Below are 23,638 nucleotides of genomic sequence, written 5' to 3'. Positions count from 1 at the left end.
CCGACATCGAGGAGGTTCCCCAGTGGTCGACCGGCAGCGTCCCCGACGTTCGTGTCTCGCGGTTCCGGGGTCGAGCCGGAAGATGGTCGACAAGGCCCGCACCCTGCCCGCCGACATGGTCTTCCTGGACCTGGAGGACGCCTGCGCCCCGTTGGCCAAGGCCGACGCGCGCAAGACGATCGTGGCGGCGCTCAACGAGGGGGGCTGGGGTGCGCGGACCCGGGTCGTGCGGGTCAACGACTGGACCACGGAGTGGACCTACCGCGACGTCGTCGAGGTGGTCGAGGGCGCGGGCGCGCACGTGGACTGCCTGCTGCTGCCCAAGGTGCAGACGGCGCAGCAGGTCCAGGCGCTCGACCTGCTGCTCACCCAGGTCGAGAAGGCGACGGGCCTCGAGGTGGGCCGGATCGGCATCGAGGCGCAGATCGAGAACGCCCTGGGGCTGACGAACGTCGACGCGATCGCCGCCTCGTCGCCGCGCCTGGAGACGATCGTGTTCGGCCCGGCGGACCTCATGGCGTCGATCAACATGAAGTCGCTGGTGGTGGGCGAGCAGCCGGCCGGCTACGACGTCGGCGACGCCTACCACTACATCCTGATGCGGATCTTGATGGCCGCGCGGGCGTACGACCTCCAGGCGATCGACGGCCCGTACCTGCAGATCCGCGACGTGGCCGGGTTCCGGCGGGTGGCCGGCCGGTCGGCCGCGCTGGGCTTCGACGGCAAGTGGGTGCTGCACCCCGGCCAGATCGAGGCGGCGAACGAGGTGTTCAGCCCGCGCCAAGAGGACTTCGACCGCGCGGAGAACATCCTGGACGCCTACGCGCACTTCACGTCCGAGGCGGGTGGTCGGCGCGGTGCGGTGATGCTCGGCGACGAGATGATCGACGAGGCGTCGCGCAAGATGGCGCTGGTGATCTCGGCGAAGGGCCGGGCCGCGGGACTGGTGCGCGCGGACGTCTGGACGCCGTCCTCCTGACTGCCGGTACCGGCGGGGTCGCACTGCGTCGACCCCGCCGGTGAGCATCACCACGTCACACCGCCCAGGACTGGCGATCACGGGGTGGGACCTGCGCATGGTGTCGGGTATGGCCCGACACCGCGTGATCCGACTAGGCCGCCGACTGTTCCGCCGCCGGCCCGCCGACGACCTCCTCAGCCGCAGCATCCGCTCGTGCCCGGGATGCGCTGCCGACGTCCACGTCTTCGCGGACGTGTGCCGCCATTGCGGCGGCGAACTGGAGATCGTCGCGGCCTGATCCTCGGGATCAAGTGGTCGGGACGTAGTTCGGCAGGTCGTTGATCTGGTCCACGGCCGCCGCGAACACCACGAACGACAGAATGATCGCGATCACCGCGACCACCGTGAAGAAAATGCTGATCACGAGGGCGGCCGTGGCCAGGCCGGAGCCCTCCTCGCCGGTCTGCCGGATCTGCTTCTTGGCGATGATGCCGAGGATGATGCCGACCGGCGAGAAGACGAACGCGCAGATCAGCGCGGCGATCGCCAGGCTGTTGGTGCCCCGCGGCTGCGTCGGGTGGTAACCGGGCGGCGGAGGCGGGTAGGACTGGGACATGTGCCTGCTTTCCCCTCTTGAGCTTTCGGGGTGCGCAGGATAACCCGAGATTCGCACATATCGGGACGCCGTCCGGAACTTCGTGACCTTCCTGTGGCGAAATCGCGCGAGTCCTCCGCTCGGACACGCGGAATTGCGCGTTCGGACGCCTCGAAATACACGCTGGGACACCGGGAATGTACGGAAGGACACCCTCCTCCGGTGTGGTCCGGCGCACTCGTGGCAGGCCGTTTCGCGTGGTTCGCCCCGGGTTGGCAGGATGGGGTGATCAGCACCGCGAGAGGTGGTCGACGTGACTGGTTCGTTCTCGCCCGGTCCCCAGAACGCCCGGCCCGGGATGACCCCGCGCCTGCCGACGCCGCCGACGGGGTGGCCGATCGGTTCCTACGGCACGTACGAGGAAGCCCAGCGCGCCGTCGACTTCCTCGCCGACGGCGACTTCCCGGTCCAGGAGGTGACGATCGTCGGCGTCGACCTCATGCTCGTCGAGCGGGTCACCGGCCGGCTCACCTGGGCCCGGGTGCTCGGCACGGGTGCCGCGTCCGGCGCCTGGTTCGGCTTCTTCGTCGGCATCCTGCTGTCGCTGTTCAACTCCGCGCCCGGCGCGGGCATCGGGCCGATCATCGCGGGCCTGGTGGCCGGCATCGCGTTCGGCGTGATCTTCGCGGCCGTCGGCTACGGCTCCACGCGCGGCAAACGGGACTTCCAGTCCGCGTCGCAGTTGGTCGCGGGCCGCTACGACGTCCTGTGCCAGCCCCGTTCGGCCGAACGGGGCCGCGATCTGCTCGCCAAGCTGGCCATGCGTCCCTCGGACGTGCGCAAGGACTGAGGTTTCGCGATTCCGCACACCGGGTAACGCCTGGCCGGGCTCCGGTGGTTGCGGCACCTGATCACCGGGCCTACGTTCGTTCCACCGGGTGACTTGCGTCACGCGGCGTGGCACGACGAGGTGCCGGGCGTTCGCGGTCTGGCTCCTTCGCCGTCGGAAGGAGGGAGGGGCCGATGAGGGGCGCGTACCGACGTCGGCCGGCAGTCCTGGGTGTCGTCGCGGTGATCGCGGCGGCCGGGCTGGCCGGCTGTGGCTCGGACGACGGGCGGATCACAGTCAACGTCTACAAGTACCCGCAGGAGAGCTTCCAGAAGATCGTCGACCGCTGCAACGACCAAGCGGACGGCTACGAGATCGTCTACCACAAGCTGCCCCGGGAGGCCGACGGCCAGCGGGAGCAGCTGGTGCGCCGGCTCGCCGCCGGCGACACCGGGATGGACGTCCTCGCGCTCGACGTCACGTGGACGGCCGAGCTGGCCGAAGCCGGGTGGATCAAGGAGTTCACCGGCGCGGACAAGACCGCCGTCGAGGACGGCACGCTGGAAACGCCGCTGGACACCGCCCGTTACGACGGGAAGCTCTACGGCGCACCGGACAACACCAACGTCCAACTCCTCTGGTACCGCAGCGATCTGGTGCCCACGCCGCCGGAGACGTGGGACGAGATGATCGAGATGGGCACGAAGCTCAAGGAGCAGGGCAAGCCCGGCCTGATCGAGGCGCAGGGCAAGCAGTACGAGGGGCTGGTCGTCCTCTACAACACGCTCGTCAACTCCGCCGGCGGCAGGATCGTCGACGACTCGGGCACCAAGGCCCTCGTCGACGACGGTGCCGTGAAAGCCTTGGAAGTACTGAAGAAGTTCGCCACGTCGCCCGTGGTCGACCCGTCGTTCGCCAGTTCCACGGAGGACGTGTCGCGCCTGGCGATGGAGGGCGGCAAGGCCGCGTTCATGCTCAACTGGCCCTACGTCTACGCCGCCGCGCAGAAGAAGCCCGACTTCGCGGCCAACTTCAAGTGGGCGCCGTACCCGTCGATCGACGGCGGTCCGGCGAAGGTCACCGTCGGCGGCATCAACTACGCCGTCAGCGCGTTCACCGAGCACTCGCGGGAGTCGTTCGACGCCGTGCGCTGCCTGCGTGACGCGGAGAGCCAGAAGTTCGCCGCCGTCAACGACGGCGTGCCGCCCACCATCGAATCCGTCTACGACGACCCGGACATGGCCAAGCCGTACCCGATGCGCGACGCCATCCTCGACGCCCTGAAGTCCTCCGGCTCGCGACCGGTGACCCCCGCGTACCAGAACGTCTCCACGGTGATCTCCACGATCCTGTCGCCGCCCGCGGACATCGACCCGAAGGCGACGGGGGACCGGATGCGGGCCGAACTCCAGGACGCGCTCGACTCGAAGGGGGTGCTGCCGTGAGCGCGCTCTCCGCGGGCCGCAAGGCCGAACGCCGCCTCGGCCTGCTGCTGTGCCTGCCCGCGATCCTCGTGATGGCCGCCGTCGCCGGCTGGCCGATCGTCTACTCCGTGTGGCTGTCGCTGCGGCGCTACGACCTGAAGTTCCCCGACCGCACGGAGTTCGTCGGCCTGGACAACTACGTCACCGTGCTGTCGAGCCCGTACTGGTGGAACGCGCTGTGGATCACGGTCGTGATCACGGTCGTGTCCGTCGCGGTCGAACTCGTGCTGGGCATGGCGCTCGCGCTGGTCATGCACCGCACGCTGGTGGGCCGGGGCATCGTCCGCACGTCCACGCTCATCCCCTACGGCATCGTCACGGTCGTGGCCGCGTTCTCCTGGCGGTACGCGTGGACGCCGGGTACCGGCTACCTGGCCGAACTCGCCGGCGGCGACCCCGTGCTCACCGAGAAGGTGCCGGCGATCCTGACCGTGATCCTGGCCGAGATCTGGAAGACCACGCCGTTCATGGCACTGCTGCTGATGGCCGGTCTCGCGCTCGTGCCCGAGGACCTGCTCAAGGCCGCGGCGGTGGACGGCGCGTCCGCGTGGCAGCGGTTCACCCGGATCATCGTGCCGGTGATGAAGCCCGCGATCCTGGTGGCGCTGCTGTTCCGCACGCTCGACGCGTTCCGGATCTTCGACAACCTGTTCGTGCTCACCGCCGGTTCGCAGGGCACGTCGTCGGTGTCGATGGTGACCTACAACAACCTGATCAAGGGCCTGAACCTGGGCATCGGGTCGACCATGTCCGTGCTGATCTTCCTGGCCGTCGCGCTGATCGCGTTCGTCTTCATCAAGCTGTTCGGCACCTCCGCGCCGGGCAGCGACAGCGAGGGGAGGCGTTGATGGCCGGCATCGGAGGGGCCCAGACCCCCGCCCGCAAGGCCCGCTGGACCGTGCTCAACGTCCTGGTCGTGGCGTACGCGTTGTTCCCCGTGCTGTGGATCGTGTCGCTGTCGTTCAAGACCACCGCCACGATGGGCGACGGCAACTTCATCCCGCGCGAGTGGACGCTGGACAACTACTCGTCGATCTTCGGCACCGCGGAGTTCGTGCGCGCGCTGGTGAACTCGATCGGCATCGCGCTCATCGCCACGGCGATCGCGGTCGTGTTCGGCACGATGGCCGCGTACGCGATCGCCCGGCTGGACTTCCCCGGCAAACGCGCGCTCGTCGGCGTGTCCCTGCTGGTGTCGATGTTCCCGCAGATCTCGCTGGTGTCGCCGCTGTTCGAGATCGAGCGCACGCTCGGCCTGTTCGACACGTGGCCCGGCCTGATCCTGCCTTACATCACGTTCGCGCTGCCGTTGGCCATCTACACGCTGTCCGCGTTCTTCCGGGAGATCCCGTGGGAGCTGGAGAAGGCGGCCAAGATGGACGGCGCCACGCCGGGGCAGGCGTTCCGCCGGGTGATCGCGCCGCTGGCCGCGCCGGGCGTGTTCACCACGGCGATCCTGGTGTTCATCTTCTGCTGGAACGACTTCCTGTTCGCGATCTCGCTGACCTCGACCGAGAGTTCGCGCACGGTTCCGGTGGCGCTGTCGTTCTTCACCGGCAGTTCGCAGTTCGAGGACCCGACGGGGTCGATCGCCGCCGCCGCGGTGGTCATCACGATCCCGATCGTGCTGTTCGTGTTGTTCTTCCAGCGCAGGATCGTCGCCGGCCTCACCTCCGGCGCGGTGAAGGGGTGACGTGATGGCCGAGATCGTGCTCGACAAGGTGACCAAGCGGTACCCCGACGGCGCCGTGGCCGTGCGGGACGTGGACATCGAGATCGCCGACGGCGAGTTCGTCATCCTGGTCGGACCCTCCGGCTGCGGGAAGTCCACCACCCTCAACATGATCGCGGGCCTTGAGGACATCACGTCCGGCGAGCTGCGCATCGGCGGGGAACGCGTCAACGAGCGCGCGCCCAAGGACCGCGACATCGCCATGGTGTTCCAGTCGTACGCGCTGTACCCGCACATGACGGTGCAGGAGAACATGGCCTTCCCGTTGCGGCTGGCCAAGGTCGACGACACCACCGTCGACCGGAAGGTGCGGGACGCGGCCGAGATCCTCGACCTCGTCGACCACCTCGACCGCAAGCCCGCCAACCTGTCCGGCGGTCAGCGCCAGCGGGTGGCCATGGGCCGCGCGATCGTGCGCAACCCCAAGGCGTTCCTCATGGACGAGCCACTGTCCAATCTGGACGCCAAGCTGCGCGTGCAGATGCGCACGTCGGTGTCCCGGCTCCAGAAGCGCCTGGGCACGACCACGGTCTACGTGACGCACGACCAGACCGAGGCGATGACGCTGGGCGACCGGGTCGTGGTGATGCGCGGCGGTGCCGTGCAGCAGATCGGCGCGCCGCAGCACCTCTACGACCACCCGGCCAACCTGTTCGTCGCCGGGTTCATCGGGTCGCCCTCGATGAACTTCGTGCCGGCCAGGGTCGAGGACGGCGCCGTGCGGTCCGGTCTGGGCGACGTCCCGCTCACCGACCGGGTGCGCGGCCTGCTCGAACGCGCCGACGCGCCGCGCGAGGTCATCCTCGGGCTGCGCCCGGAGCACTTCGAGGACGCCCGACTGGTCGACGACCCGGCCCGGGGCGTCACGTTCAGCGGGCACGTGGACGTGCTGGAGTCCATGGGTTCGGACAAGTACGCCTACTTCGGCCTGCCCGAGCGGGCGACCTCGGACCACCTCGCCGAACTCGCGGCCGACGCGGGCGCGGCCGACGTGCCCGGCAGCGACGTCGCCCTGGTGACCAGGCTGTCCGCCGCGTCCACCGCGACCGAGGGGCAGGAGGCGCGGGTCTGGTTCGACCCGGACCGCGTGCAGCTCTTCGACCCGAAGACCGGGGCGAACCTCACCTACGCGGGCTGAGTCCACGGTCGGTGACCGGAGCGGGCCGTTCCCACCGGAACGGCCCGCTCGCCCGTTCGGCGCATGGCCTTGTCGCACGCTTGGCCTGCACGGGAGCCGCTGTACGGGTGTCATGTCACGGTGCGTTACTGATTAGCGAAGGCCATCGGCGGGGACGAATTCCACAGGCCATTCAGCGCAGCAACCCGACAGTTCGCCGCACCGGTGGAGCCGTACCGCGTACCGCGTCCGCACCCTGGTCGACATGGCGGGGCGACCTCGGCGTGCGGCCGGGGGACACGGAAAAGAGCGCGACATGGGGAACCTGGACGGCAAGGCCGTCGTGATCACCGGCGCGGGCCGCGGTCTCGGCGAGGCGTACGCGATGCACGCGGCGCAGGCGGGTGCGTCCGTCGTGGTCAACGACGTGGACGGCGACCTGGCCGAACGCGTGGCCGAGCACATCCGGGCGTACGGGGGCCAGGCCGTGGCGAGCGCGCACACGGTGGCCGACCCGGCGCAGGCCGAGAAGATCGTCGCCACGTGCGTGGCCGAGTTCGGCCGGATCGACGGGCTGGTCAACAACGCCGGCCTGAACTACGAGGCGGTGCCCTGGGCCGACGACCCGGAGCAGATCCGGACCACCGTCGAGGTCAACCTGCTCGGCGTCATCTACACCGGCATGGCCGCCATGCGCGCCATGCGCGACCAGGGCGGCGGCGGGTCCATCGTGAACGTGTCCTCGGGCGCGTTCTTCGGGCAGCGCAAGCTGGGCACGTACTCGGCGACGAAGGGCGCGGTGGCGTCCCTGAGCCTGTCGTGGGCGTTGGACCTGGAGTCCGACGGCATCCGGGTCAACGCGGTCTGCCCGGTCGCGCACACCCGCATGGTGTGGCAGTCCGAGCGGTCGCTGCGGGCCATCCCGGCCGACCGGACGCCGGGCAAGGTGGCACCGCTGGTGCTGTTCCTGCTCAGCGACGCGGCCGAGGGCATCACCGGCCAGATCGTCCGGTGCAACGGGAGGCAACTGCACCTGATCGGCCAACCGTACTTCAAGCAGCCGGTGCTGGAGAGTGACGCGTGGGACGCGGTGTCGGTCAAACGCGCGTTCGACGGCGTGCTCCAGGCGCATTTGGAGCCGTTCGGGCTGGAGAAGCGCATGCCGCCGAGGCTGCGTGAACTGGTCGAACCGTCCCAGTCGGCCTGATCTCACTCGGACGGGTGATCGCAGTACCGGCGTACCCGCCTGCCACCATCGGGTATGGCCACGCGCAGACCGAGGGTGACCGACTGGCGGTTGGTGGTCCAGTCGCGGTTGGACCGCGTCCGCGCGGACCTGTCCGCGCTCGACCCGCTCGACCCGCTCGACCCGGAGAGCGCGCGCTGGCGCGAGGTCGCGGTCGAGGAGGCCGCCGTCGTGGAGGACATGCTCACCCGCGAGGAGTCGCGGTGGCGCACGGTGGCGTCCTGGTGGTCGGGCTGGCACATCGAACGGGCGTGGCGGTCGCTGCACGAGGCCGAGATCGCGGTCGTGGCGGCGGGCAACGGCTTCCTCGGCCGGCTGCCCGGCCTGCGCGGCCGGGTGGGCGAGTACCTGGACGACGACGACCCGCGCCGCGTGGCGCTGGACGAGTTGCGGCCGGGCGAGTTCCCGCTGTCGGTCGAGCGCGAGATCGTGGTGGACGCCCTGCGCGCCGCGTTCGACCGGTCCGACTTCGCGCACGTCGGGTCACGTGCGTTGCGCAACAAGCTGATCGCCGCGTCCGTCGTGCTGTTCGCGGTGAACACGCTGATCGGGCTGATCGGCTTCCTCCAGCCGGGGTTCATCCCGACGTGCGTCGGTTCGGAACGCCTGCCCACGGTATGCCCGTCCGGCCGGGACGCGGCGGGCACCGACGTGTGGCTGGTGCAGGTGCTGGGCGCGTTCGGCGCGGTCCTGTCGGCCGTGGTGCTGCTGTTGCGCCGCCGGCCCAGCCTGTCCCCGTACGTGATGATCGGCTACCAGGCGACCATCAAGATCCTGCTGGGCGCCTCGCTGGCCGTGGTCGGCATCCTGGCGCTGGGCGCGGGCGTGACGACCGGGCTGATCGGCGTGGCGTCCCAGGCGGCCCTGCTGCTGTGGGCCGTGATCCTGGGCTACTCGCAGCAGGTGGCCACGCGCCTGCTCGACAGCTACGCCGACCGCGTCATGGACCAGGCCCGGCCGCTGCCCAAGGCGGAGGGTCAGCGCTGAGCCGGGGCGCCGGGTGACACGTCCTCGGTGAAAGGGTGAAAAGCCCGGTCGTCCCGGTGCCGCACAAGGGGATCCGGGCTAACGTCACCGGGGTGCTCGCCGAGCTGTTCCTCGACGCGTCCGACGCCTGCCGGGAGTCGAGCCCGCTCACCCGCGCCCTGCTGGTGTCGGCGGCCGACGACCTGGCCGGCGGCGGCGTGACCGCGCGGATCATGGCGGGCGCCGAGTGCGACCGCGCCGCCAGCGCACCGGCCCGGCGGTTCGCGTCCGCCGTGCACCGGCTCGTCCTCGAAGGCCGGGCGCCCGCGTTGGCCGGCCACTACGCCACGGTCGGCGGCCGGTTGGACGCCGGCGCGTTCTGGGCCGACGCCCTGCCCGTGCTGGAGGAGCACGCCGACGACCTGCACACGGTGATCGCGTCCGCCGCCGTGCCCACCGACGAACCCGGCCGCAGTTCGCCGTTGTTCGGGGGCCTGCAGACCGCGACCCACCTGGCCGCCGACGCGGCCGGCCGGCGGACCGGCTTCCCGGTGCGGCTGCTGGAGGTCGGCGCGTCCGGCGGGCTGAACCTGCGTCCGCACCGGGTCGCCTACCGCGTCGACGACGACCTGCTCGGCGACCGGCACAGCCCGTTCACGCTCGACGCCGGGTGGTGCGGCCGGCCCGACGCGGACGTGACCCGCAACCTGCGCCTGGTCCGCCGCGCCGGGTGCGACGCGAACCCGGTCGACGTGTCCACAGTGGATGGAAGGTTGAGCCTGTCGGCGGCCGTGCCCGGCGACCGCGCCGACCACTACGAACGGCTCCAGGCCGCGTTCGCACTGGCCCTGCTCGACCCGGTGCCGGTCAGCCGCGCGGCCGGACCGGAGTGGCTGGCCGAGCAGTTGGCCCGGCCGGAGCGCGACGTGCTGACCGTGGTGTGGCACTCGCTGGTGTGGCACCACGTCTCGCCCGCCGACCGGGCGATGGGCCGCGAGGTGCTGGCCGGTGCCGCCGCACGGGCCACGCCCATGGCGCCGTTGGCCCTGCTGGTCTACGAACCGCGCCGGTCGGGCGAGCACTACGAGTTGCTGCTCAAGCTCTGGCCCGCCGGGGTGTCGCTGCGCCTGGGCACGGGCGCCCCGCACGGCGTCCCGTTCACGTGGGACGTCCGCGCCTGGGACTAGGGATGGCCGCGTCCCGGCACGCGCCGCATCGCGTCCCGTCCGGTCGCACGCGAAAGGCGTACGCCTTCACACGGAACGTCCCGTGTCCGGTACAGGCATGCGACCGGTCCATTTCGCGTGGGATGTCCGGAGTCGTCGGCGGTCGGCTGTTCGGCGGTCGGAATCCCGTTGTGGATCACTAGCATCGCGATCATGCGGAGAGTGGTCGCGGCGTCGCTCGTCGTGGCCTCGGTCATGGCCTGCTCGTCCGAGCGGCGGCCGGGGTCGTCGACCGGCGTGCCGTCGGCGAACTCCGCGCCCACCGACGGTCCCGCGGTGTTCCGTTCGTTCACCGATGCGAACGAGGGGTGCGCCCAGTTGCGCTACACGCCGTTCGAGGCGCTCTTCGGCCAAGCCGACCTGGCGCCGCGCGTACGGGGCGACGGCGGGGACCTGGGCTGCGACCTCGACCTCGTCGAAGGCCGCTACACCGGGGCCACGATCTACACCGAGGTCCGCTTCTTCGCCGACGTCGAAGAGGCTTACGCCGACTACCGCGGCCACAAGCAGGACGGCGACCGCAAGGCGGGCGAAGTCGTGGACGTGACGCGATTACGCGACCGCGGCCACCGCTTCGTCAACGGCCCGCAGGTGGCCGCCCGGCCCGGCCAGCTCCAGTTCCGCGCCCAGCGGGGCAACGTCGGCGTCACGGTGCGGGTGGACGTCCTCGTGGAGACCGACCTCGACAGCGAGGCCCGGTGGTCCGAGGTGCACGACGCGGTCACCGACTACGTGAACACCACGTTCGACGACCTGCCGAAGATCTAGTTCCCGGTGGCGATCAGCACCGTCACGGTGGCCAGCCAGCCGATCAGGAACGTCAGGATCCAGAACCGCAGGTTGGTGAGCATTCTCGTCATGGTGGGAGTCCCGTCGGATCGGGTGGGCGGTGGACTACAGCCAGCGGTTCCGACGGAATATTCGGTACAGCGTCAGGCAGGACACCAGGATCACCGCGATCACGACCGGGTAGCCGAACTTCCACTTCAGCTCGGGCATGTGCTCGAAGTTCATGCCGTACACGCCCACGACCATGGTGGGCACGGAGATGATCGCGACCCACGCCGAGATCTTGCGCATGTCCGAGTTCTGCTGGAGCGTGATCTTGGCGAGCACCGCGTCGACCAGCGTGGTCAGCAACTCGTCGAAGTTGGTCACGCGCTCGGACACCTCGGTGAGGTGGTCGTCGACGTCGCGGAAGTACGACCGCACCTGCTCGGGGATCAGCGGCGTGTACCCCTCGGCGAGCCGGCGCAGCGGGACGGCCAACGGCATCACCGCGCGGCGCAGTTCGAGCACCTCGCGCTTCATCAGGTAGATCTGGTCCGCGCTGACCCCGCTGCGCGGTGCGAAGACCAGCGTCTCCATCTGGTCGAGGTCGTCCTCGATGTGGTCGGTGACGTCGAGGTAGTTGTCGACCACGTGGTCGGCGATCGTGTGCAGCACGGCCGCCGGGCCCAGCCTGAGCCGTTCCACGTCGGCCTCCAGGTCGCGGCGCACGGCGGCGAGCCCGGAGTGGTTGCCGTGCCGGACCGTGACCACGAAGTCACGGCCGAGGAAGACCATGATCTCGCCGCTCTCCACGATCTCGTTCGCGGTGTCGGGCGAGGCGTTCTGCACGTACCGCACGGTCTTGAGGACCATGAACAACGTGTTGTCGTAACGCTCCAGCTTCGGCCGCTGGTGCGCGTGCACCGCGTCCTCGACGGCCAGCGCGTGCAGGCCGAACGTGTCGGCGATGCCCTGGATCTGTTCCTCGTCCGGCTCGTGCAGGCCGATCCACACGAAGCCGTCGCCGCGCTTGCGGACCTCTTTCACGGCCTCGGTGTGGGACCAGCGGCCGGGCAGACGGGCGCCGTCGACGTACACGCCGCAGTCGACCACGTACGCCGAAAGCGGGACGGGGATGGGCACGGCGGGGCGGTCCTGGTGGCGGCCTCTCAGGCCGCCGAGTCCGCTCAACGAAGGCATGTTGGGCACGGGTCCTCCAAGCAGGGTGTCGCTGGAGTGGAGAGGGCATGGCGAACGGAAGTACGGCGCGTGTCCCCGACCGGTGCAATGCGGATCTAGCCTCGCGAAGCCGACCCTCCGATGAGGACGCGCCGGGTACTCGCAGGGTGGGGGTCGTTGCTCATCGGCTGCCCTCACCTCCTCGGGTCGACGGCTGTGGCGGTGGAGTCGCTCACAGACCGGTTGCCGAGGGTACTCCTCCGGGGTTCACACTGTCGTCCCGGTCGCCGACGTTTCCCGTCACACCAGGCGGATTCCGCCCTCCGGCGCGTCGTCCACGTCGTGACACGGGTAGAAACAGGAGGGAACGGTCGTCCCGCCCAGGTGGGTTCGACCCGGACCGGCGGACGTGAGGAGCGACGTGACCGACCTGGATCTGGTGCGGGACCGGCTGTCCCGGTTCGCCCGGCTCGACGCGCCCGGTGTTTCGCCGCTCTACGAACACCTTTCGGCTAACGCGGCACTCGACGACGACGTCGCCGGTCTGCTCACCGCCGCACCGGAACCGTTCGCGCACCCCACGTTGCTGCTCGCCGCCGCGCATCGGTTGGTGCAGGCCGAACCGGTGCACCCGTTGGCGGACTACTACCCGTCGTTGGGCGGTACTTACGGCGCGGACGAGCGCACGTGGCCGTTGTTCCGCTCGTTCGTGCTGGAGCGCGCGGACCGCATGCGCGCGTTGATCTCCACGCGCACCACGCAGACCAACGAGGTACGCCGTGCCGCCCTGCTGTACCCGGCGCTGGCGCGGATCAAGGGGCCGTTGGGACTGCTGGAGGTCGGCTGTTCGGCGGGTCTGCTGCTGGGCGTCGACCAGTACAACTACCGCTACCAGACCGAGCAGGCGGGCCAGCTCGTCGCCGGTCCGACCAAGGCCGCGCTCGGCCTGCACTGCGCGTTGGAGCTCGCGCCCGGCGCCGTGCTGCCCAAGCTGCCCAAGACCGTGAAGGTCGGGGCGAAGATCGGTCTCGACGTCGCGCCCGCCGACCTGTCGGACGAGGACACGTACGCGTGGCTGGAGGCGTGCGTGTGGGCCGACCAGCCCGAGCGGCTGCGGCTGTTCGGCGTCGCCGCGGGCGTGCAGGGCAAGTCCCGGCCGGAACTGGTGACCGGGGACGCCGTCGCGGACCTGGCGAAGGCCGCCGCGCTGGTGCCGGCGGACCTGCCGCTCGTGGTCGTGACGAGCATGGTGCTGGAGTACGTGTCGGGCGTGGAGTTCGTGGCCGCGCTGCGTGCGCTGGACCGGCCCGCGTGGTGGGTGAGCCACGAGCGGTACACGGCCGCGCTCGAGCACGTGCTGCCCGGCCGGGCCGACCTCGCGCCCGGCGCCGAGGGGCCCGAGCCGATCGTGCTCGGCCTGGCCCGCGTCGAGGACGGGGAGGTCGTCTCGGCGCAGGCGCTGGCCACGACCGCACCCCACGGCCAGCGGCTCGTCTGGCTGGCGTGACCAGCCACGATCAGGCGTACCCGACCGGCGGACGCCTGTGTGAGCAGGACTCACATTGTTCGTCACTCAGCGATACTGTGGCCAAGATCGCATCGTCGGGGCGGTGTACCCGCATCGGGTCGCCATGAGGTTGCAACGTGCCGGATCGCACCTGGCAGGCATGGTCGTGGCCGGCTCGGACGCCCTTCGCGGTCGGTGCTCCGACGTCGTCGATCCGGTCGCCGACGGTCACGGACAGTCCCGATCCCGCCTCGATTCGGTGGACCGGGGTCGCACGACCGGTCCTGCCGGCGCCGACTCCACCACCCGAGGCCGACCACGGTCCCTCACCTGGGCGATTCGCTCGCCGAACGGGCAGCGGTCGCCCGGTCGTGTCGCGTTCCGCGTCACCGGCAGGGCGGATTCGGCGGTCGTCGCTCGGCGTTATGGTGACGTTGCGTAGTCAATCCCGAATGGTGGTGCAAGCCGCTGACCCAAGTGCGGTACAAAACTCCCAACGTGCCGCCGAGTGCGGTACAACGGTTTTCACTGGCGCCACACGGGTGCGGTAGCGAACGGGGTTGATCACCGTGAATCTGAAGAAGATTCTCACCTTCGCCGGGGTCGGCTTGGTCCTGTTCTTCCTCATCGCGGAGCCGCAGCAGGCGGCTCAGCTGGTGCACAACGTGCTCGGGACCCTCCGCTCGGCGGCTGAGGCGCTCATCACCTTCGTGAAACAATTGTTCTGAGTCGCCCGGCTCCCTCCCCGCCCCGCCGGAGGTCGTAACGATGTTCGCGCCAAGAGACCCCGACGAGTACCTCCTGCCGACGGAACGCCGGGTCATCCGCGTCCGCAGGCACTGGAGCTACGTGCTCTTCGACGTGTTGGAGGCGATGGCTCTCCTCGCGGGTGCGATGATGATCTCGTACCTGCTGCCGGAGAACCTGGGCTTCGTCCAGAACATCCTCTGGTACGGCGCGCTGCTCGTGCTGCTCCGGTTGGCGTACTACGTCATCGAGTGGTGGGTCGAGCGGATCGTGGTGACGGACAAACGGTTCATGATCTCCTCGGGCGTCTTCGAGACCAAGGTCGCGATGATGCCGATCAGCAAGGTCACGGACCTGACCTACGAGCGCACCGTGCTCGGGCGCATGTTCGGCTTCGGCACCCTGGTCGTCGAGTCGGCCGGTCAGATCCAGGCGCTCAACCGGATCGAGTACCTGCCCGCGCCCGAAGAGGTCTACGACGCGATCTCCGAGCTGACCTTCGGCGACAAGAAGGCCCAGGCCGAGCGGTTCTCGATGATCAAGGCGCAGCGCGCGGCGCGCGGCAAGAAGATGGTGCCGTGACACGGCGGTAGTCGCCGTGGGCAAGACTGGGCGGGTGGTCATCGACCTGCACACCCACTCGACCGAGTCCGACGGCACCGACACCCCGGCCGGCCTGGTCGCCGCCGCCGCGGCCCACGGCCTGTCCGCGGTGGCGATCACCGACCACGACACGTCCGCCGGGTGGGCGCAGGCCGCCGCCGCGCTGCCGCCCGGCCTGCGTCTCGTGCGGGGTGCCGAACTGTCCTGCGCGTCCGACGACGGCACCGGCCGACGCGTGACCGTGCACCTGCTCGCCTATCTGTTCGACCCCACTTCGCCCGCGCTGGCCGAAGAGCAGCAGCGGTTGCGGCTCGAACGACGGAAACGCCTGCGCCGGATGGCCGAGCGCATGGCGGCGGACGGCTTCCCCGTCGACCCCGACGAACTCATGGCCGGCCTGCCGCCGGACGCGCCGGCCGGACGTCCGCACCTGGCCATGGCGTTGATCAAGGCCGGTGTCGTCGCCTCGGTCGACGAGGCGTTCGCCCGCCACCTCAACGACGGTCGCTACCTCGTTCCGCGTACCGACACCCCCGTCGAACGGGCCATCGCGATGATCCGGGAGGCGGGTGGCGTGTGCGTCCTGGCCCACCCGTTCGCCGCCTCGCGCGGGCCGATCGTCTCCGCGGACGTCGTGGCCTCGCTCGCGGCCGAAGGACTGGCCGGCGTCGAGGTCGACCACCCCGACCACGACCCGGACACCCGCGACCGGCTGCGCGGCCTGGCCAAGGAACTCGACCTGCTGACCACGGGGTCCAGCGACTACCACGGCACCAACAAGACCGTCCGGATCGGCGCCGAGACCACCGACCCCGACGTGCTCGACGCGCTCGTCGAGCGGGCGACCGGCGTGGAGGTGCTGGTCGGCGGGGCGTGAGCCGCCGGGTTCGCGATCTTGTCGGCCCCGCTCGGTACCGTGTGCGCCGTGCCGGAGCAGCTCGGGTTCGACTTCGGGGCCATGCCGAAGAAACTGGTGCGGGTCACGCCCGCCAAACTCGCCACGTGGGCGGACTGCCCACGTCGGTTCCGCATGGCCTACCTCGACCGCCCAGCACCGCCGCGCGGCGGTGCCTGGGCGCACAACACGTTGGGTGCGGTGGTGCACAACGCGTTGAAGGGGCTCTTCGACCTGCCCGCCGCCCAACGCGATCCGGACCGCGCCGTGTCGCTGCTGCACCGGCAGTGGAAGAGCGAGGGGTTCCGCGACGCAGACCAGGCCGCCGAGTACCGCGAGCGGGCCGTGGGCTGGGTGCACGACTACGTCGCCGGGATCGACACGTCGATCGAACCGGTCGGCATCGAGCGGTGGGTGTCCACGCCGACGGCGAAGATCGTGGCCGAGGGGCGGGTCGACCGCATCGACCTGCGCGACGGCGAACTCGTGATCGTGGACTACAAGACCGGGCGGCACGCGTTGAGCGCGGACGACGCGCGTGGCTCGCAGGCGTTGGCGCTCTACGCGTTGGCCGCGCGGCGCACGTTGCGCAAACCCTGCCGCCGGGTCGAGTTGCACCACCTGCCGTCCGGCACGGTCGCGGTGTGGGAGCACACCGAGGAGAGCCTCGGGCGGCACCTGGGCCGGGCCGAGGAGGCGGCGGACGAACTGGGTCTGGCCTCGGACACGCTGGCCGCCGGCGGCGACCCGGAGATCCTGTTCCCGCCGCGCACCGGCAACCAGTGCACGTGGTGCGACTTCCGCCGGTCCTGCCCCGAGGGGCGGGCCGCGTCGCCCGAGCTGGAACCGTGGGCGTCGCTCGCGCCGTGAGGCCAACCCTCGGGGCGGGTCGCGCGTCGTTGGTACCGGGGGCTTGTTCCGGCGGGGAAAGCACGGAAGAGTCTCCCGGCGTCCGCGGGGGTGGATGTCGCGCCGTGGTGGGTAAGGGAGACCTGTGACGACAGTGGAGATCCGCAAGCCGGAGACGCGGCTCGCGCGGGTGTGGCGCGGTGTCGGCGGCGTCGTGACGGCCGGGGTCGTGCTCCTCGCCCTGGCGGTGGGGGCCGTGCAGGTGTACGCGGGCGTGCACGACCTGCCCGGACCGGGCCTGTCATCGGTGCTGTGCCACGTGCTGGCGGCCGTGGTCGCCGTGGTCGCCCAGGTGCTGGCCGACCGGCGGACCGGCCGCGTGGTGCCGTGGTGCACGGTCGTCGTGCTGGTGTCGGCCGCGCTCGTGCTCTGGTTCTTCTGGTACGCCTAGGGGCGCAGCCAGGCCCGCCAGGTCGGCAGCAGGGTGGCCAGGAGGGCGTCCGGCGCCTCGGTGCCGGGGGAGTGGCCCACGCCGGGCAGGACGGCGAAGTCGGCGTCCAGGCGTTCGGCCATGTCCCGTTGGCTCGCGGGCGACCACGCGTCGTCGTGCTCGCCGCAGACGACCAGGCACGGGACGCAGGACGTGCGCAGCTTGCGGGACAGCTTGGCCACCAGGTCGGGTTCGGAGCGCAATCCGGTGCCCATCCCGAGCAGACCGGCGGTGGAGGACCGCAGGAACCTGGTCCGGTAGAAGTCGCGGAGTTCTTCGGGCAGCGACGCCCAGCGCGGGTTCATGGCCTGCCGGACCTCGTTGAGCCGTTGGGACTCCTCGATCCCCTGCGCCCGCAACACGGTCTCGCCCAGGTCCAACGCGTCCCGGCGATCGCCCGGCGGCAACGCCTCCGGGCCGGTGGACATCAGCGTGACCCCGGCCGTCGGCGCACCGGCGAGCACCGCGCCCCGGGCCACCATCCCGCCGTAGGAGTGGCCGACCAGCAGCACCCGGCGGCCTTCGGCGGCGAGCTTGCCCACGACGTCGACGAGGTCCGCACCCAGTCGTTCGGGCAGGTAGTCGCCTTCCAGTCGGGAACCGGCTGACTCGTACTGGCCGGGCAGGTCGACCGCGACCACCTCGAACCCGGCGTCGGCGATCGGGTCCACCAGCGGCGCGAAGTCCTCTTTGGACCCGGTGAAACCGGGCAGCAGCAACACGGTGGCACCGAGATCACGACCCGAGGCCGCGGCGCGCAACGCCGCGATCGTCCCGTGCCGTCCGGGCAGGTCGACCCGTTGCGCACGATGGGGACTCAGCTGCGTGTACACACCCCCGAGTCTGCCCGACACCCCCGCGCCCCGCCCGTGACCGAGCCGACGGACTCCCGTATCACCGTCACGAAACCTCGGGCCGGGCCGGTCGAGCGGGGGAGGCCCGACTCGTGGTGCCTGAACGCAGAACTCGCGCGGTCGGGGTGTCCGAGTGCGTGTTTCGGGGTGTCCGAGTGGAGGACTCGCGGGGTCAGCGCAGGGCGACCAGGGTGTCGCCGCGCTGCTCCAGCACGACCGGTCCCTCGGTGGCCATCTCCACGGTGCCGGTGAAGCCGCCCCGGTCCAGCCGGTAGCGGGCCTCCTCCGCGCCGGTGGTCTGGCCGACCACCAGCAGGCCGTCGCGGACCGGCAGTAGGACCCGGCCGGCGAGCGTCGTGCCCGGCCCGATCGTGCCCTCCTTGGTCCACAACGGGGTCAGGTCGCCGCCCGCCAGGGCGATCGTCTTCGAACCGGTGAACCAGTAGACGTTCGCCGTGCTCGTGTACGTCGACGCCACGCGACCCGGCGGGTCGCCCGCCAGCTCGTCCGCCGTCACCTCGACCGGGACCTCGGACAACAGCCCGCCGGTCTCCGCGTCGTAGATCTCCAGCCTCCCGGGCAGCGCCACGGCGACCCTGGTCGGGCTGACCGCGATCACCCGCGCACCGGTGCCGCCGACCACGGTCGAGCTGAGCACCTGCGGCTCGTCGGACTTCTCCGGGTTCGGCTTGAGCACGGTCAACCGGTCGGCCGGGTCCTGGTGCGGGCACCGCTCGATCAACGCGACCTTGCCGCCGACCACCGCGAACGAGCCGTAGGTGCACCCCACCCGGGGCTGCTTGCCCGGGTTCACGATCGCGCGCAGCTTGCCGTACTCCAACGCGCGGACGAGGTCCTCGCGCCGGTAGACCTCCATGTACGTCTCGCCGGTGGTCACCACGTGCGAGCCCTCGGCCAGCAGTCGGGTGCCGGTCTCGGCGTCGCCGTTGCGCTGTGGCCCGCGCTGACCCGAGGCGAGTTCGAGCGTGGTGATCTCCGAGCAGTTGGTGCCCTTGGTGTGGGCCGCGATGACCTTGCCCCACGTGAGCGACACCGTGCACAGTTGCCGGTCGCGCGCGTAACGCCAGCGCACCTCGCCGGTCAGCGCGTCGTGACCCACGACCTCACCGCCGTCACCGGTCACCACGACACCGTCGGCGGCCACCGGCAGCGGGGTCGCGCCGCTGGACGCGCGCCACGCCTCGGCGAGCGTCGGCGGCAACGACGTGACCGGGATGAGCGGGGTGGCCTGGCTCGGGCCGACCTGGGACGTGGTGTCGACCGCGTCGCTGGTCGAGTACAGCACCAGGGACGCGACCACGACCGCGACCACGATCAGCGCGACCGCGGCGAAGTCGCCGCCACGCCGCCACGTGCGGGGCGTGGCCTCGGGGTGGTGCTCGTCGTCGGACCCGAGAGCGTCCGGTTCGAGCACGTCCTCCTCCGACACGACCCGCACGACGTCGTTCGACTCCGCCTGCTCCGGCTGACCCACTGCCCGGCTCCTGGTGTTCAGACTTGATCCGTGGTCGTCCATGCTGCACTACCCGGACCGAGATCCGTGTGAGGAGCCAGTCTGCACAGCCGGGGGCCGGTCCGGTACCACCGGATTCCAGGTCCGTCCGACCGCTACGGCCGGACCCGGGCGGTCCGGCCGCGGAAGTGTCCGCCGGCCGCGGGCGATCAGGGGGCGGCCGGCCTCGACCAGGTCAGTCCGCCGAACCCTCGGCCGGCGCACCGCCGGACTCCGTACCGGAACGCCGCCGCCGACGCCGCCGGGTACGGCCTTCCGCCGACGGTGCCGCGTCGCCGGACCCCGCCTCGACGGCGACGGCCCCGGTCGTGTTCTCGGCGGTGTTCTCGGCGGTGTCGTTCCCGGCGGCCCCGCCCCGGGTCCGCCGCCGTCGACGCGTCCGGCCGGCCGACGACTCGTCGCCCTCGGCCTTGGCGGGCCTCTTCACGGCCTCACCGGCCGGGGCGGACTCGTCCGAGCCGCCACCGCGCCGGCGCCGCGACCGCTTGGCGCCCTTGATCTTCTCCTCGGGCTCGGCGTCCAGCCCGGCCCGGGTGCGCAGGCCCAGCGGCAGGCGTCCGGTCGACCCGGCCGGGATGCCCAGCTCCGCGAACAGGTGGTCGGAGGTGGAGTACGTCTCGACGGGCTCGGGCCGGTCCAGGCCCAGGGCGTCGCTGATCGACTTCCAGCGCGGGGTGTCGTCCCAGTCCACCAGTGTGACCGCGACGCCCGTGCGCCCGGCGCGACCCGTGCGGCCGATCCGGTGCACGTAGGTCTTCTCGTCCTCCGGGCACTGGTAGTTGACCACGTGCGTGACGCCTTCGACGTCGATGCCGCGTGCGGCGACGTCGGTGGCGACCAGCACGTCCACCTTGCCCGCGCGGAACGCCCGCAGCGCCTGCTCACGTGCGCCCTGCCCCAGGTCGCCGTGCACGGCCGCCGCCGCGAAACCGCGTTCCACCAGCTCGTCCGCGACCTTCTGCGCGGTCCGCTTGGTCCGCGTGAAGATCATGGACAGGCCACGCTCGCGGGCCTGGAGCACGCGGGCCAGCAGCTCGGTCTTGTCCAGCGCGTGCGCGCGGTAGACGAACTGCTCGGTGCGCTCGTGCACCGCGCCCGCGTCGTTCTCCTCGGCGCGCACGTGCGTCGGCTGGTTGAGGAACGTGCGGGCCAGCGTGATGATCGGGCCGGGCATGGTCGCGGAGAACAGCATCGTCTGCCGTTCGTCGGGCACCATGCGCAGGATGCGCTCGATGTCGGGCAGGAAGCCCAGATCGAGCATCTCGTCGGCCTCGTCCAGCACCAGCCCGCGCACCTTGCCCAGCACCAGGTGGCGCTGTTCGGCCAGGTCGAGCAGGCGGCCGGGCGTGCCGACGACCACGTCCACGCCCTTGCGCAACGCGGCGATCTGCGGCTCGTACGGCCGGCCGCCGTAGATCGCCAGGACGCGCACGTCCAGGTGCCTGGAAGCGTCGGTCAGGTCGTGGGTCACCTGGAGGCACAGCTCGCGGGTCGGCACGACGACGAGCGCCTGCGGAGTGCCGTCGCCCGGCGTGATGATGCGCTGGAGCAGCGGCACGCCGAAGCCCAGCGTCTTGCCGGTGCCGGTGCGGGCCTGGCCGATCACGTCGTCGCCCGCGAGCGCGAGCGGCAGGGTGAGCTCCTGGATGGCGAAGGCGCGTTCGATGCCGGCCTCGCCGAGGGCGCGGACGATCTCCGCGCGGACGCCGAGTTCCGCGAACGTCGGGGAGTCGGTCTGGACCGGGGCGTTCGCGGTCAGCGGGTGCGACGTGTCCACGTCCGGCACGCCGAGTTCGCTGTGCTCCAGTGCGACCGGGTCCAGATGGTCTGTGTCTTCGTTCGTCGCGGTCAGGGTGATCGCCTCTCTCGTACAGCGCGCACGCACGGCCTGTACGGGCCGCTCGACCGCGTCGTCCGCCGCTCGGCCGGGGGCGGGCCGGGCTGTGGCGCGGGAGGGGCCGGCGAGGAGTGTGCGCGCACCCTCTCCGGGCGGCACGGTGCCGCCGTAGGTCAGCCGTCGGCACCGCTGCGGGCCCCGGGGTGGGCCGCGCCGCGCCGGGCGTCGAGGTGCGAGTCTACCCGGCGACTAGGCCGATCGGGGTGGAACGCCGGACCACGCGCTTCGGCGGCGTGCCCGGGGTGTGGCCGGCACCACCCGTCTAGGCTCGGTCGTCATGAACGACTCGAACGCAGGTCGGCCCGGGGCGTCGGACCCGGTTGCGGAGGGCGTGGTCGACCTGCTCGGCGCGCTGGCGTACGGCGAGCTGTCGGCTTTCGAGCGGATGGCCGAGGACGCGCGGTCCGCGCCGACGCTGTCCGGCCGTGCCGCGCTCGCCCGGATGGCCGCCGCCGAGATCGGTCACTACGGGGCGATCGAGCGGTACCTGGCCGACCGCGGCCACACGGTCGAGGAGGCGATGAACCCGTTCGTGGCGGGTTTCGACGCGTTCCACACGTCGACCGCGCCGAAGTCGTGGCTGGAGTCGCTCGTGAAGGCGTACGTCGGCGACGGGCTCGCGGCGGACTTCTACCGCGAGGTCGCCGAGTGGCTGGCCGAGCCGACCCGGTCGCTGGTGCTGGAGGTGCTCGCGGACAGCGGGCACTCGGCGTTCGCCGAGCGCGAAGTCCGCGCCGCGTGCGAGGTCGACCCGACGTTGCGCGACCGGCTCACGTTGTGGGGTCGCCGGCTGCTGGGCGAGGCGTTGACGCAGGCCCAGTACGTGGTGGCGGAACGCGACGGGCTCGCCGAGTTGATCGTGCGCGGTTCCGGGGACCTGGCCGGCATCGCCGCCCTCTTCCGCCGCCTCCAGCAGAGCCACACGCGGCGCATGACCGCCCTCGGGCTCGGCTAGGGTTGACCGGGTAGTCGTTCGAACACCGTCGAATCCGGTGTCGGTCAAGGCGCGCACGGAGGTCAGCGTGGAGGTCAGGGTCGGTATCGCGGACAGCCCGCGGGAGCTCCAGGTGTCCAGCGGACTCACCCCCGACGAGGTCGAGGCGCAGGTCGCGGACGCGCTGAAGAGCGGCAGCGGCCAGCTCACGCTGGTCGACCAGAAGGGCGCCCGGTTCGTCATCCCGGCGGCGCGCATCGCGTACGTGGAGATCGGCCCGAGCGACGCCCGGCGGGTCGGCTTCACCACGGAGTGAGGCTTTTCGCGGGATCGTGAGCCGAGGGCGGCACCCGAACGGGTGCCGCCCTCGGCTTGTCAGGTCACACTTTCGGACGGACTTGGCCCGACGAGCGGGCCGTCCGCCATTGGCGATCCGGCGTGGACGAGAGCGGTGGGCGGGTGGTGCCGGGCACGCCGGGGCCGAGGGCCGGCGGGCGAGTCGTGCCGCTGTCGTCGGATTCGGCCGGGTGACCCCGGTCGCCGGCGTTCGCGTCCGGTCCGCCGATCAGGCCGGGACGGCGGGCACCCGCGCGTCCGGGTCGGCGTCCAGGCCCGCGGCGCGCAGCAGGCCGTCCACCGCGTGCCAGATGATCGCGGTCAGGTGCTCGGCCAGGCTCGTCCGGCTCATCGACCGGCGGTCGAGCCACCAGTCGGCCGCGTTGCGCAGCATGCCGACCAGGGCGTGCGCCACGGGTTCGGTGCCGTCGGCCGCGACGCCGACCGCGCGCAGGTGGTCGCCCAGGATGCGCGCCAGCGCCGCCGACACCAGCGCCTCCTCCGCGCCCCGCTCGACCGGGCCGCGCACCACGAACCGGTACAGGTTCGGGTGCTCCTCGACGACCGCCAGGTACCCGTCGACGATCGTGCGCAGCCGGGCCCGGATCGGGCCGTCCTGGGACAGGGCGGGTGCGAGCCGGTCGAGCAGCATGGCCGTGCCGCGCCGGCCGACCGCGAGGTACAGGTCGGTCTTGTCCGTGAAGTGCCGGTACAGCACCGGCTTGCTCACGCCCGCCTCGGCCGCGATGTCGTCCATGCCGACGTCGGGTCCGAGCCGGGCCACCGCGCGGATCGCGGCCTCGACGAACTCCGCCCGCCGCGTCTCGCGGTGACCCTTCCACCGCTCACGGCGGGAGTCCGTGCCCGTACGCGCCATGGGGTGACG

At 71.3% G+C, this 23,638-nt stretch carries 25 protein-coding genes; 19 read left to right on the top strand and 6 right to left on the bottom strand.

Going from position 1 to position 23,638, the window contains the following annotated elements; genetic code table 11:
• Window positions 1-22 precede the first annotated feature (22 nt).
• Window positions 23-979 (top strand): HpcH/HpaI aldolase/citrate lyase family protein, encoded by a 957-nt coding sequence (locus F4559_RS28120; protein WP_312865858.1) that lies wholly within the window; start codon window positions 23-25, stop codon window positions 977-979.
• Between the two features lie 40 nt (window positions 980-1,019).
• Window positions 1,020-1,259, top strand: a complete 240-nt coding sequence (locus tag F4559_RS28115; protein WP_184673771.1) for a hypothetical protein — start codon at window positions 1,020-1,022, stop codon at window positions 1,257-1,259.
• 9 nt (window positions 1,260-1,268) lie between these two features.
• On the opposite strand, the gene F4559_RS28110 is transcribed toward F4559_RS28115, so the two are convergent.
• Entirely contained in the window at window positions 1,269-1,577 is a 309-nt protein-coding gene (locus tag F4559_RS28110; RefSeq protein WP_184673769.1) for a DUF4190 domain-containing protein, read from the bottom strand.
• Between the two features lie 337 nt (window positions 1,578-1,914).
• Here F4559_RS28110 and F4559_RS28105 point away from each other — a divergent pair, with 337 nt between their 5' ends.
• The 9 genes from F4559_RS28105 (at window position 1,915) to F4559_RS28065 (ending at window position 10,924) form a co-directional block, all read left to right on the top strand.
• Window positions 1,915-2,406, top strand: a complete 492-nt coding sequence (locus F4559_RS28105) for a YflT domain-containing protein (protein WP_184676302.1) — start codon at window positions 1,915-1,917, stop codon at window positions 2,404-2,406.
• A 173-nt stretch (window positions 2,407-2,579) separates the two neighbouring features.
• Entirely contained in the window at window positions 2,580-3,830 is a 1,251-nt protein-coding gene (locus F4559_RS28100; RefSeq protein WP_184673767.1) for an ABC transporter substrate-binding protein, read from the top strand.
• Window positions 3,827-4,717: a carbohydrate ABC transporter permease gene (locus tag F4559_RS28095; protein WP_184673765.1), complete on the top strand. Its 891-nt coding sequence runs from the start codon at window positions 3,827-3,829 to the stop codon at window positions 4,715-4,717. Before F4559_RS28100 ends, F4559_RS28095 begins: the two co-directional genes overlap by 4 nt.
• Window positions 4,717-5,562 (top strand): carbohydrate ABC transporter permease, encoded by an 846-nt coding sequence (locus tag F4559_RS28090; protein WP_184673763.1) that lies wholly within the window; start codon window positions 4,717-4,719, stop codon window positions 5,560-5,562. Before F4559_RS28095 ends, F4559_RS28090 begins: the two co-directional genes overlap by 1 nt.
• 4 nt (window positions 5,563-5,566) lie before the next feature.
• Entirely contained in the window at window positions 5,567-6,739 is a 1,173-nt protein-coding gene (locus F4559_RS28085; protein ID WP_184673761.1) for an ABC transporter ATP-binding protein, read from the top strand.
• Between the two features lie 295 nt (window positions 6,740-7,034).
• A complete protein-coding gene (locus F4559_RS28080) occupies window positions 7,035-7,925 on the top strand; it encodes an SDR family NAD(P)-dependent oxidoreductase (protein ID WP_184673759.1) in 891 nt (296 codons plus the stop codon).
• Between the two features lie 54 nt (window positions 7,926-7,979).
• Window positions 7,980-8,951: a hypothetical protein gene (locus F4559_RS28075; protein WP_184673757.1), complete on the top strand. Its 972-nt coding sequence runs from the start codon at window positions 7,980-7,982 to the stop codon at window positions 8,949-8,951.
• A gap of 92 nt (window positions 8,952-9,043) precedes the next feature.
• The gene (locus tag F4559_RS28070; protein ID WP_184673755.1) at window positions 9,044-10,117 is read left to right on the top strand and encodes a DUF2332 domain-containing protein; all 1,074 of its coding nucleotides are present in this window, start codon (window positions 9,044-9,046) and stop codon (window positions 10,115-10,117) included.
• A gap of 192 nt (window positions 10,118-10,309) precedes the next feature.
• A complete protein-coding gene (locus F4559_RS28065) occupies window positions 10,310-10,924 on the top strand; it encodes a hypothetical protein (RefSeq protein WP_184673753.1) in 615 nt (204 codons plus the stop codon).
• Window positions 10,925-11,050: 126 nt separating this feature from the next.
• Here F4559_RS28065 and corA read toward each other — a convergent pair whose 3' ends face one another.
• On the bottom strand, window positions 11,051-12,127 hold the full coding sequence (corA, locus tag F4559_RS28060) for a magnesium/cobalt transporter CorA (protein ID WP_184676300.1): 1,077 nt from the start codon (window positions 12,125-12,127) through the stop codon (window positions 11,051-11,053).
• A gap of 400 nt (window positions 12,128-12,527) precedes the next feature.
• On the opposite strand from corA, the gene F4559_RS28055 reads away from it, so the two are divergent.
• The 6 genes from F4559_RS28055 (at window position 12,528) to F4559_RS28030 (ending at window position 17,158) form a co-directional block, all read left to right on the top strand.
• Window positions 12,528-13,613: a DUF2332 domain-containing protein gene (locus F4559_RS28055; RefSeq protein WP_184673751.1), complete on the top strand. Its 1,086-nt coding sequence runs from the start codon at window positions 12,528-12,530 to the stop codon at window positions 13,611-13,613.
• 569 nt (window positions 13,614-14,182) lie between these two features.
• Window positions 14,183-14,341 carry a hypothetical protein gene (locus tag F4559_RS28050; RefSeq protein ID WP_184673749.1) on the top strand — a complete coding sequence of 53 codons (159 nt, stop codon included), beginning with the start codon at window positions 14,183-14,185 and terminating at the stop codon, window positions 14,339-14,341.
• 40 nt (window positions 14,342-14,381) lie between these two features.
• The gene (locus tag F4559_RS28045) at window positions 14,382-14,942 is read left to right on the top strand and encodes a PH domain-containing protein (RefSeq protein WP_184673746.1); all 561 of its coding nucleotides are present in this window, start codon (window positions 14,382-14,384) and stop codon (window positions 14,940-14,942) included.
• A gap of 34 nt (window positions 14,943-14,976) precedes the next feature.
• The gene (locus F4559_RS28040; RefSeq protein ID WP_184676298.1) at window positions 14,977-15,840 is read left to right on the top strand and encodes a PHP domain-containing protein; all 864 of its coding nucleotides are present in this window, start codon (window positions 14,977-14,979) and stop codon (window positions 15,838-15,840) included.
• 48 nt (window positions 15,841-15,888) lie between these two features.
• Window positions 15,889-16,728, top strand: coding sequence for a RecB family exonuclease (locus tag F4559_RS28035; RefSeq protein WP_312865857.1), 840 nt, complete (start codon window positions 15,889-15,891; stop codon window positions 16,726-16,728).
• A gap of 124 nt (window positions 16,729-16,852) precedes the next feature.
• The gene (locus F4559_RS28030) at window positions 16,853-17,158 is read left to right on the top strand and encodes a hypothetical protein (RefSeq protein ID WP_184673744.1); all 306 of its coding nucleotides are present in this window, start codon (window positions 16,853-16,855) and stop codon (window positions 17,156-17,158) included.
• Here the strand turns inward: F4559_RS28030 and F4559_RS28025 are convergent.
• From F4559_RS28025 to F4559_RS28015, 3 genes are all read right to left on the bottom strand, one after another.
• Window positions 17,155-18,030 carry an alpha/beta fold hydrolase gene (locus F4559_RS28025; RefSeq protein WP_184673742.1) on the bottom strand — a complete coding sequence of 292 codons (876 nt, stop codon included), beginning with the start codon at window positions 18,028-18,030 and terminating at the stop codon, window positions 17,155-17,157. The genes F4559_RS28030 and F4559_RS28025 overlap by 4 nt on opposite strands.
• Before the next feature lie 193 nt (window positions 18,031-18,223).
• A complete protein-coding gene (locus F4559_RS28020; RefSeq protein WP_312865856.1) occupies window positions 18,224-19,546 on the bottom strand; it encodes an Rv3212 family protein in 1,323 nt (440 codons plus the stop codon).
• A gap of 214 nt (window positions 19,547-19,760) precedes the next feature.
• Entirely contained in the window at window positions 19,761-21,443 is a 1,683-nt protein-coding gene (locus F4559_RS28015) for a DEAD/DEAH box helicase (RefSeq protein ID WP_312866012.1), read from the bottom strand.
• A gap of 316 nt (window positions 21,444-21,759) precedes the next feature.
• Between F4559_RS28015 and F4559_RS28010 the strand changes: the two genes are divergently transcribed.
• Window positions 21,760-22,437 (top strand): ferritin-like fold-containing protein, encoded by a 678-nt coding sequence (locus F4559_RS28010; RefSeq protein WP_184673738.1) that lies wholly within the window; start codon window positions 21,760-21,762, stop codon window positions 22,435-22,437.
• 67 nt (window positions 22,438-22,504) lie between these two features.
• Window positions 22,505-22,732, top strand: a complete 228-nt coding sequence (locus F4559_RS28005) for a DUF3107 domain-containing protein (RefSeq protein WP_184676294.1) — start codon at window positions 22,505-22,507, stop codon at window positions 22,730-22,732.
• 249 nt (window positions 22,733-22,981) lie between these two features.
• On the opposite strand, the gene F4559_RS28000 is transcribed toward F4559_RS28005, so the two are convergent.
• Window positions 22,982-23,629, bottom strand: a complete 648-nt coding sequence (locus F4559_RS28000) for a TetR/AcrR family transcriptional regulator (protein WP_184673736.1) — start codon at window positions 23,627-23,629, stop codon at window positions 22,982-22,984.
• Between the last annotated feature and the right edge of the window lie 9 nt (window positions 23,630-23,638).

It is taken from the genome of Saccharothrix violaceirubra, assembly GCF_014203755.1.
In the GTDB taxonomy this organism is placed as follows: Bacteria; Actinomycetota; Actinomycetes; order Mycobacteriales; family Pseudonocardiaceae; genus Actinosynnema; species Actinosynnema violaceirubrum.
This window is presented reverse-complemented; position numbering and strand designations above follow the sequence as displayed.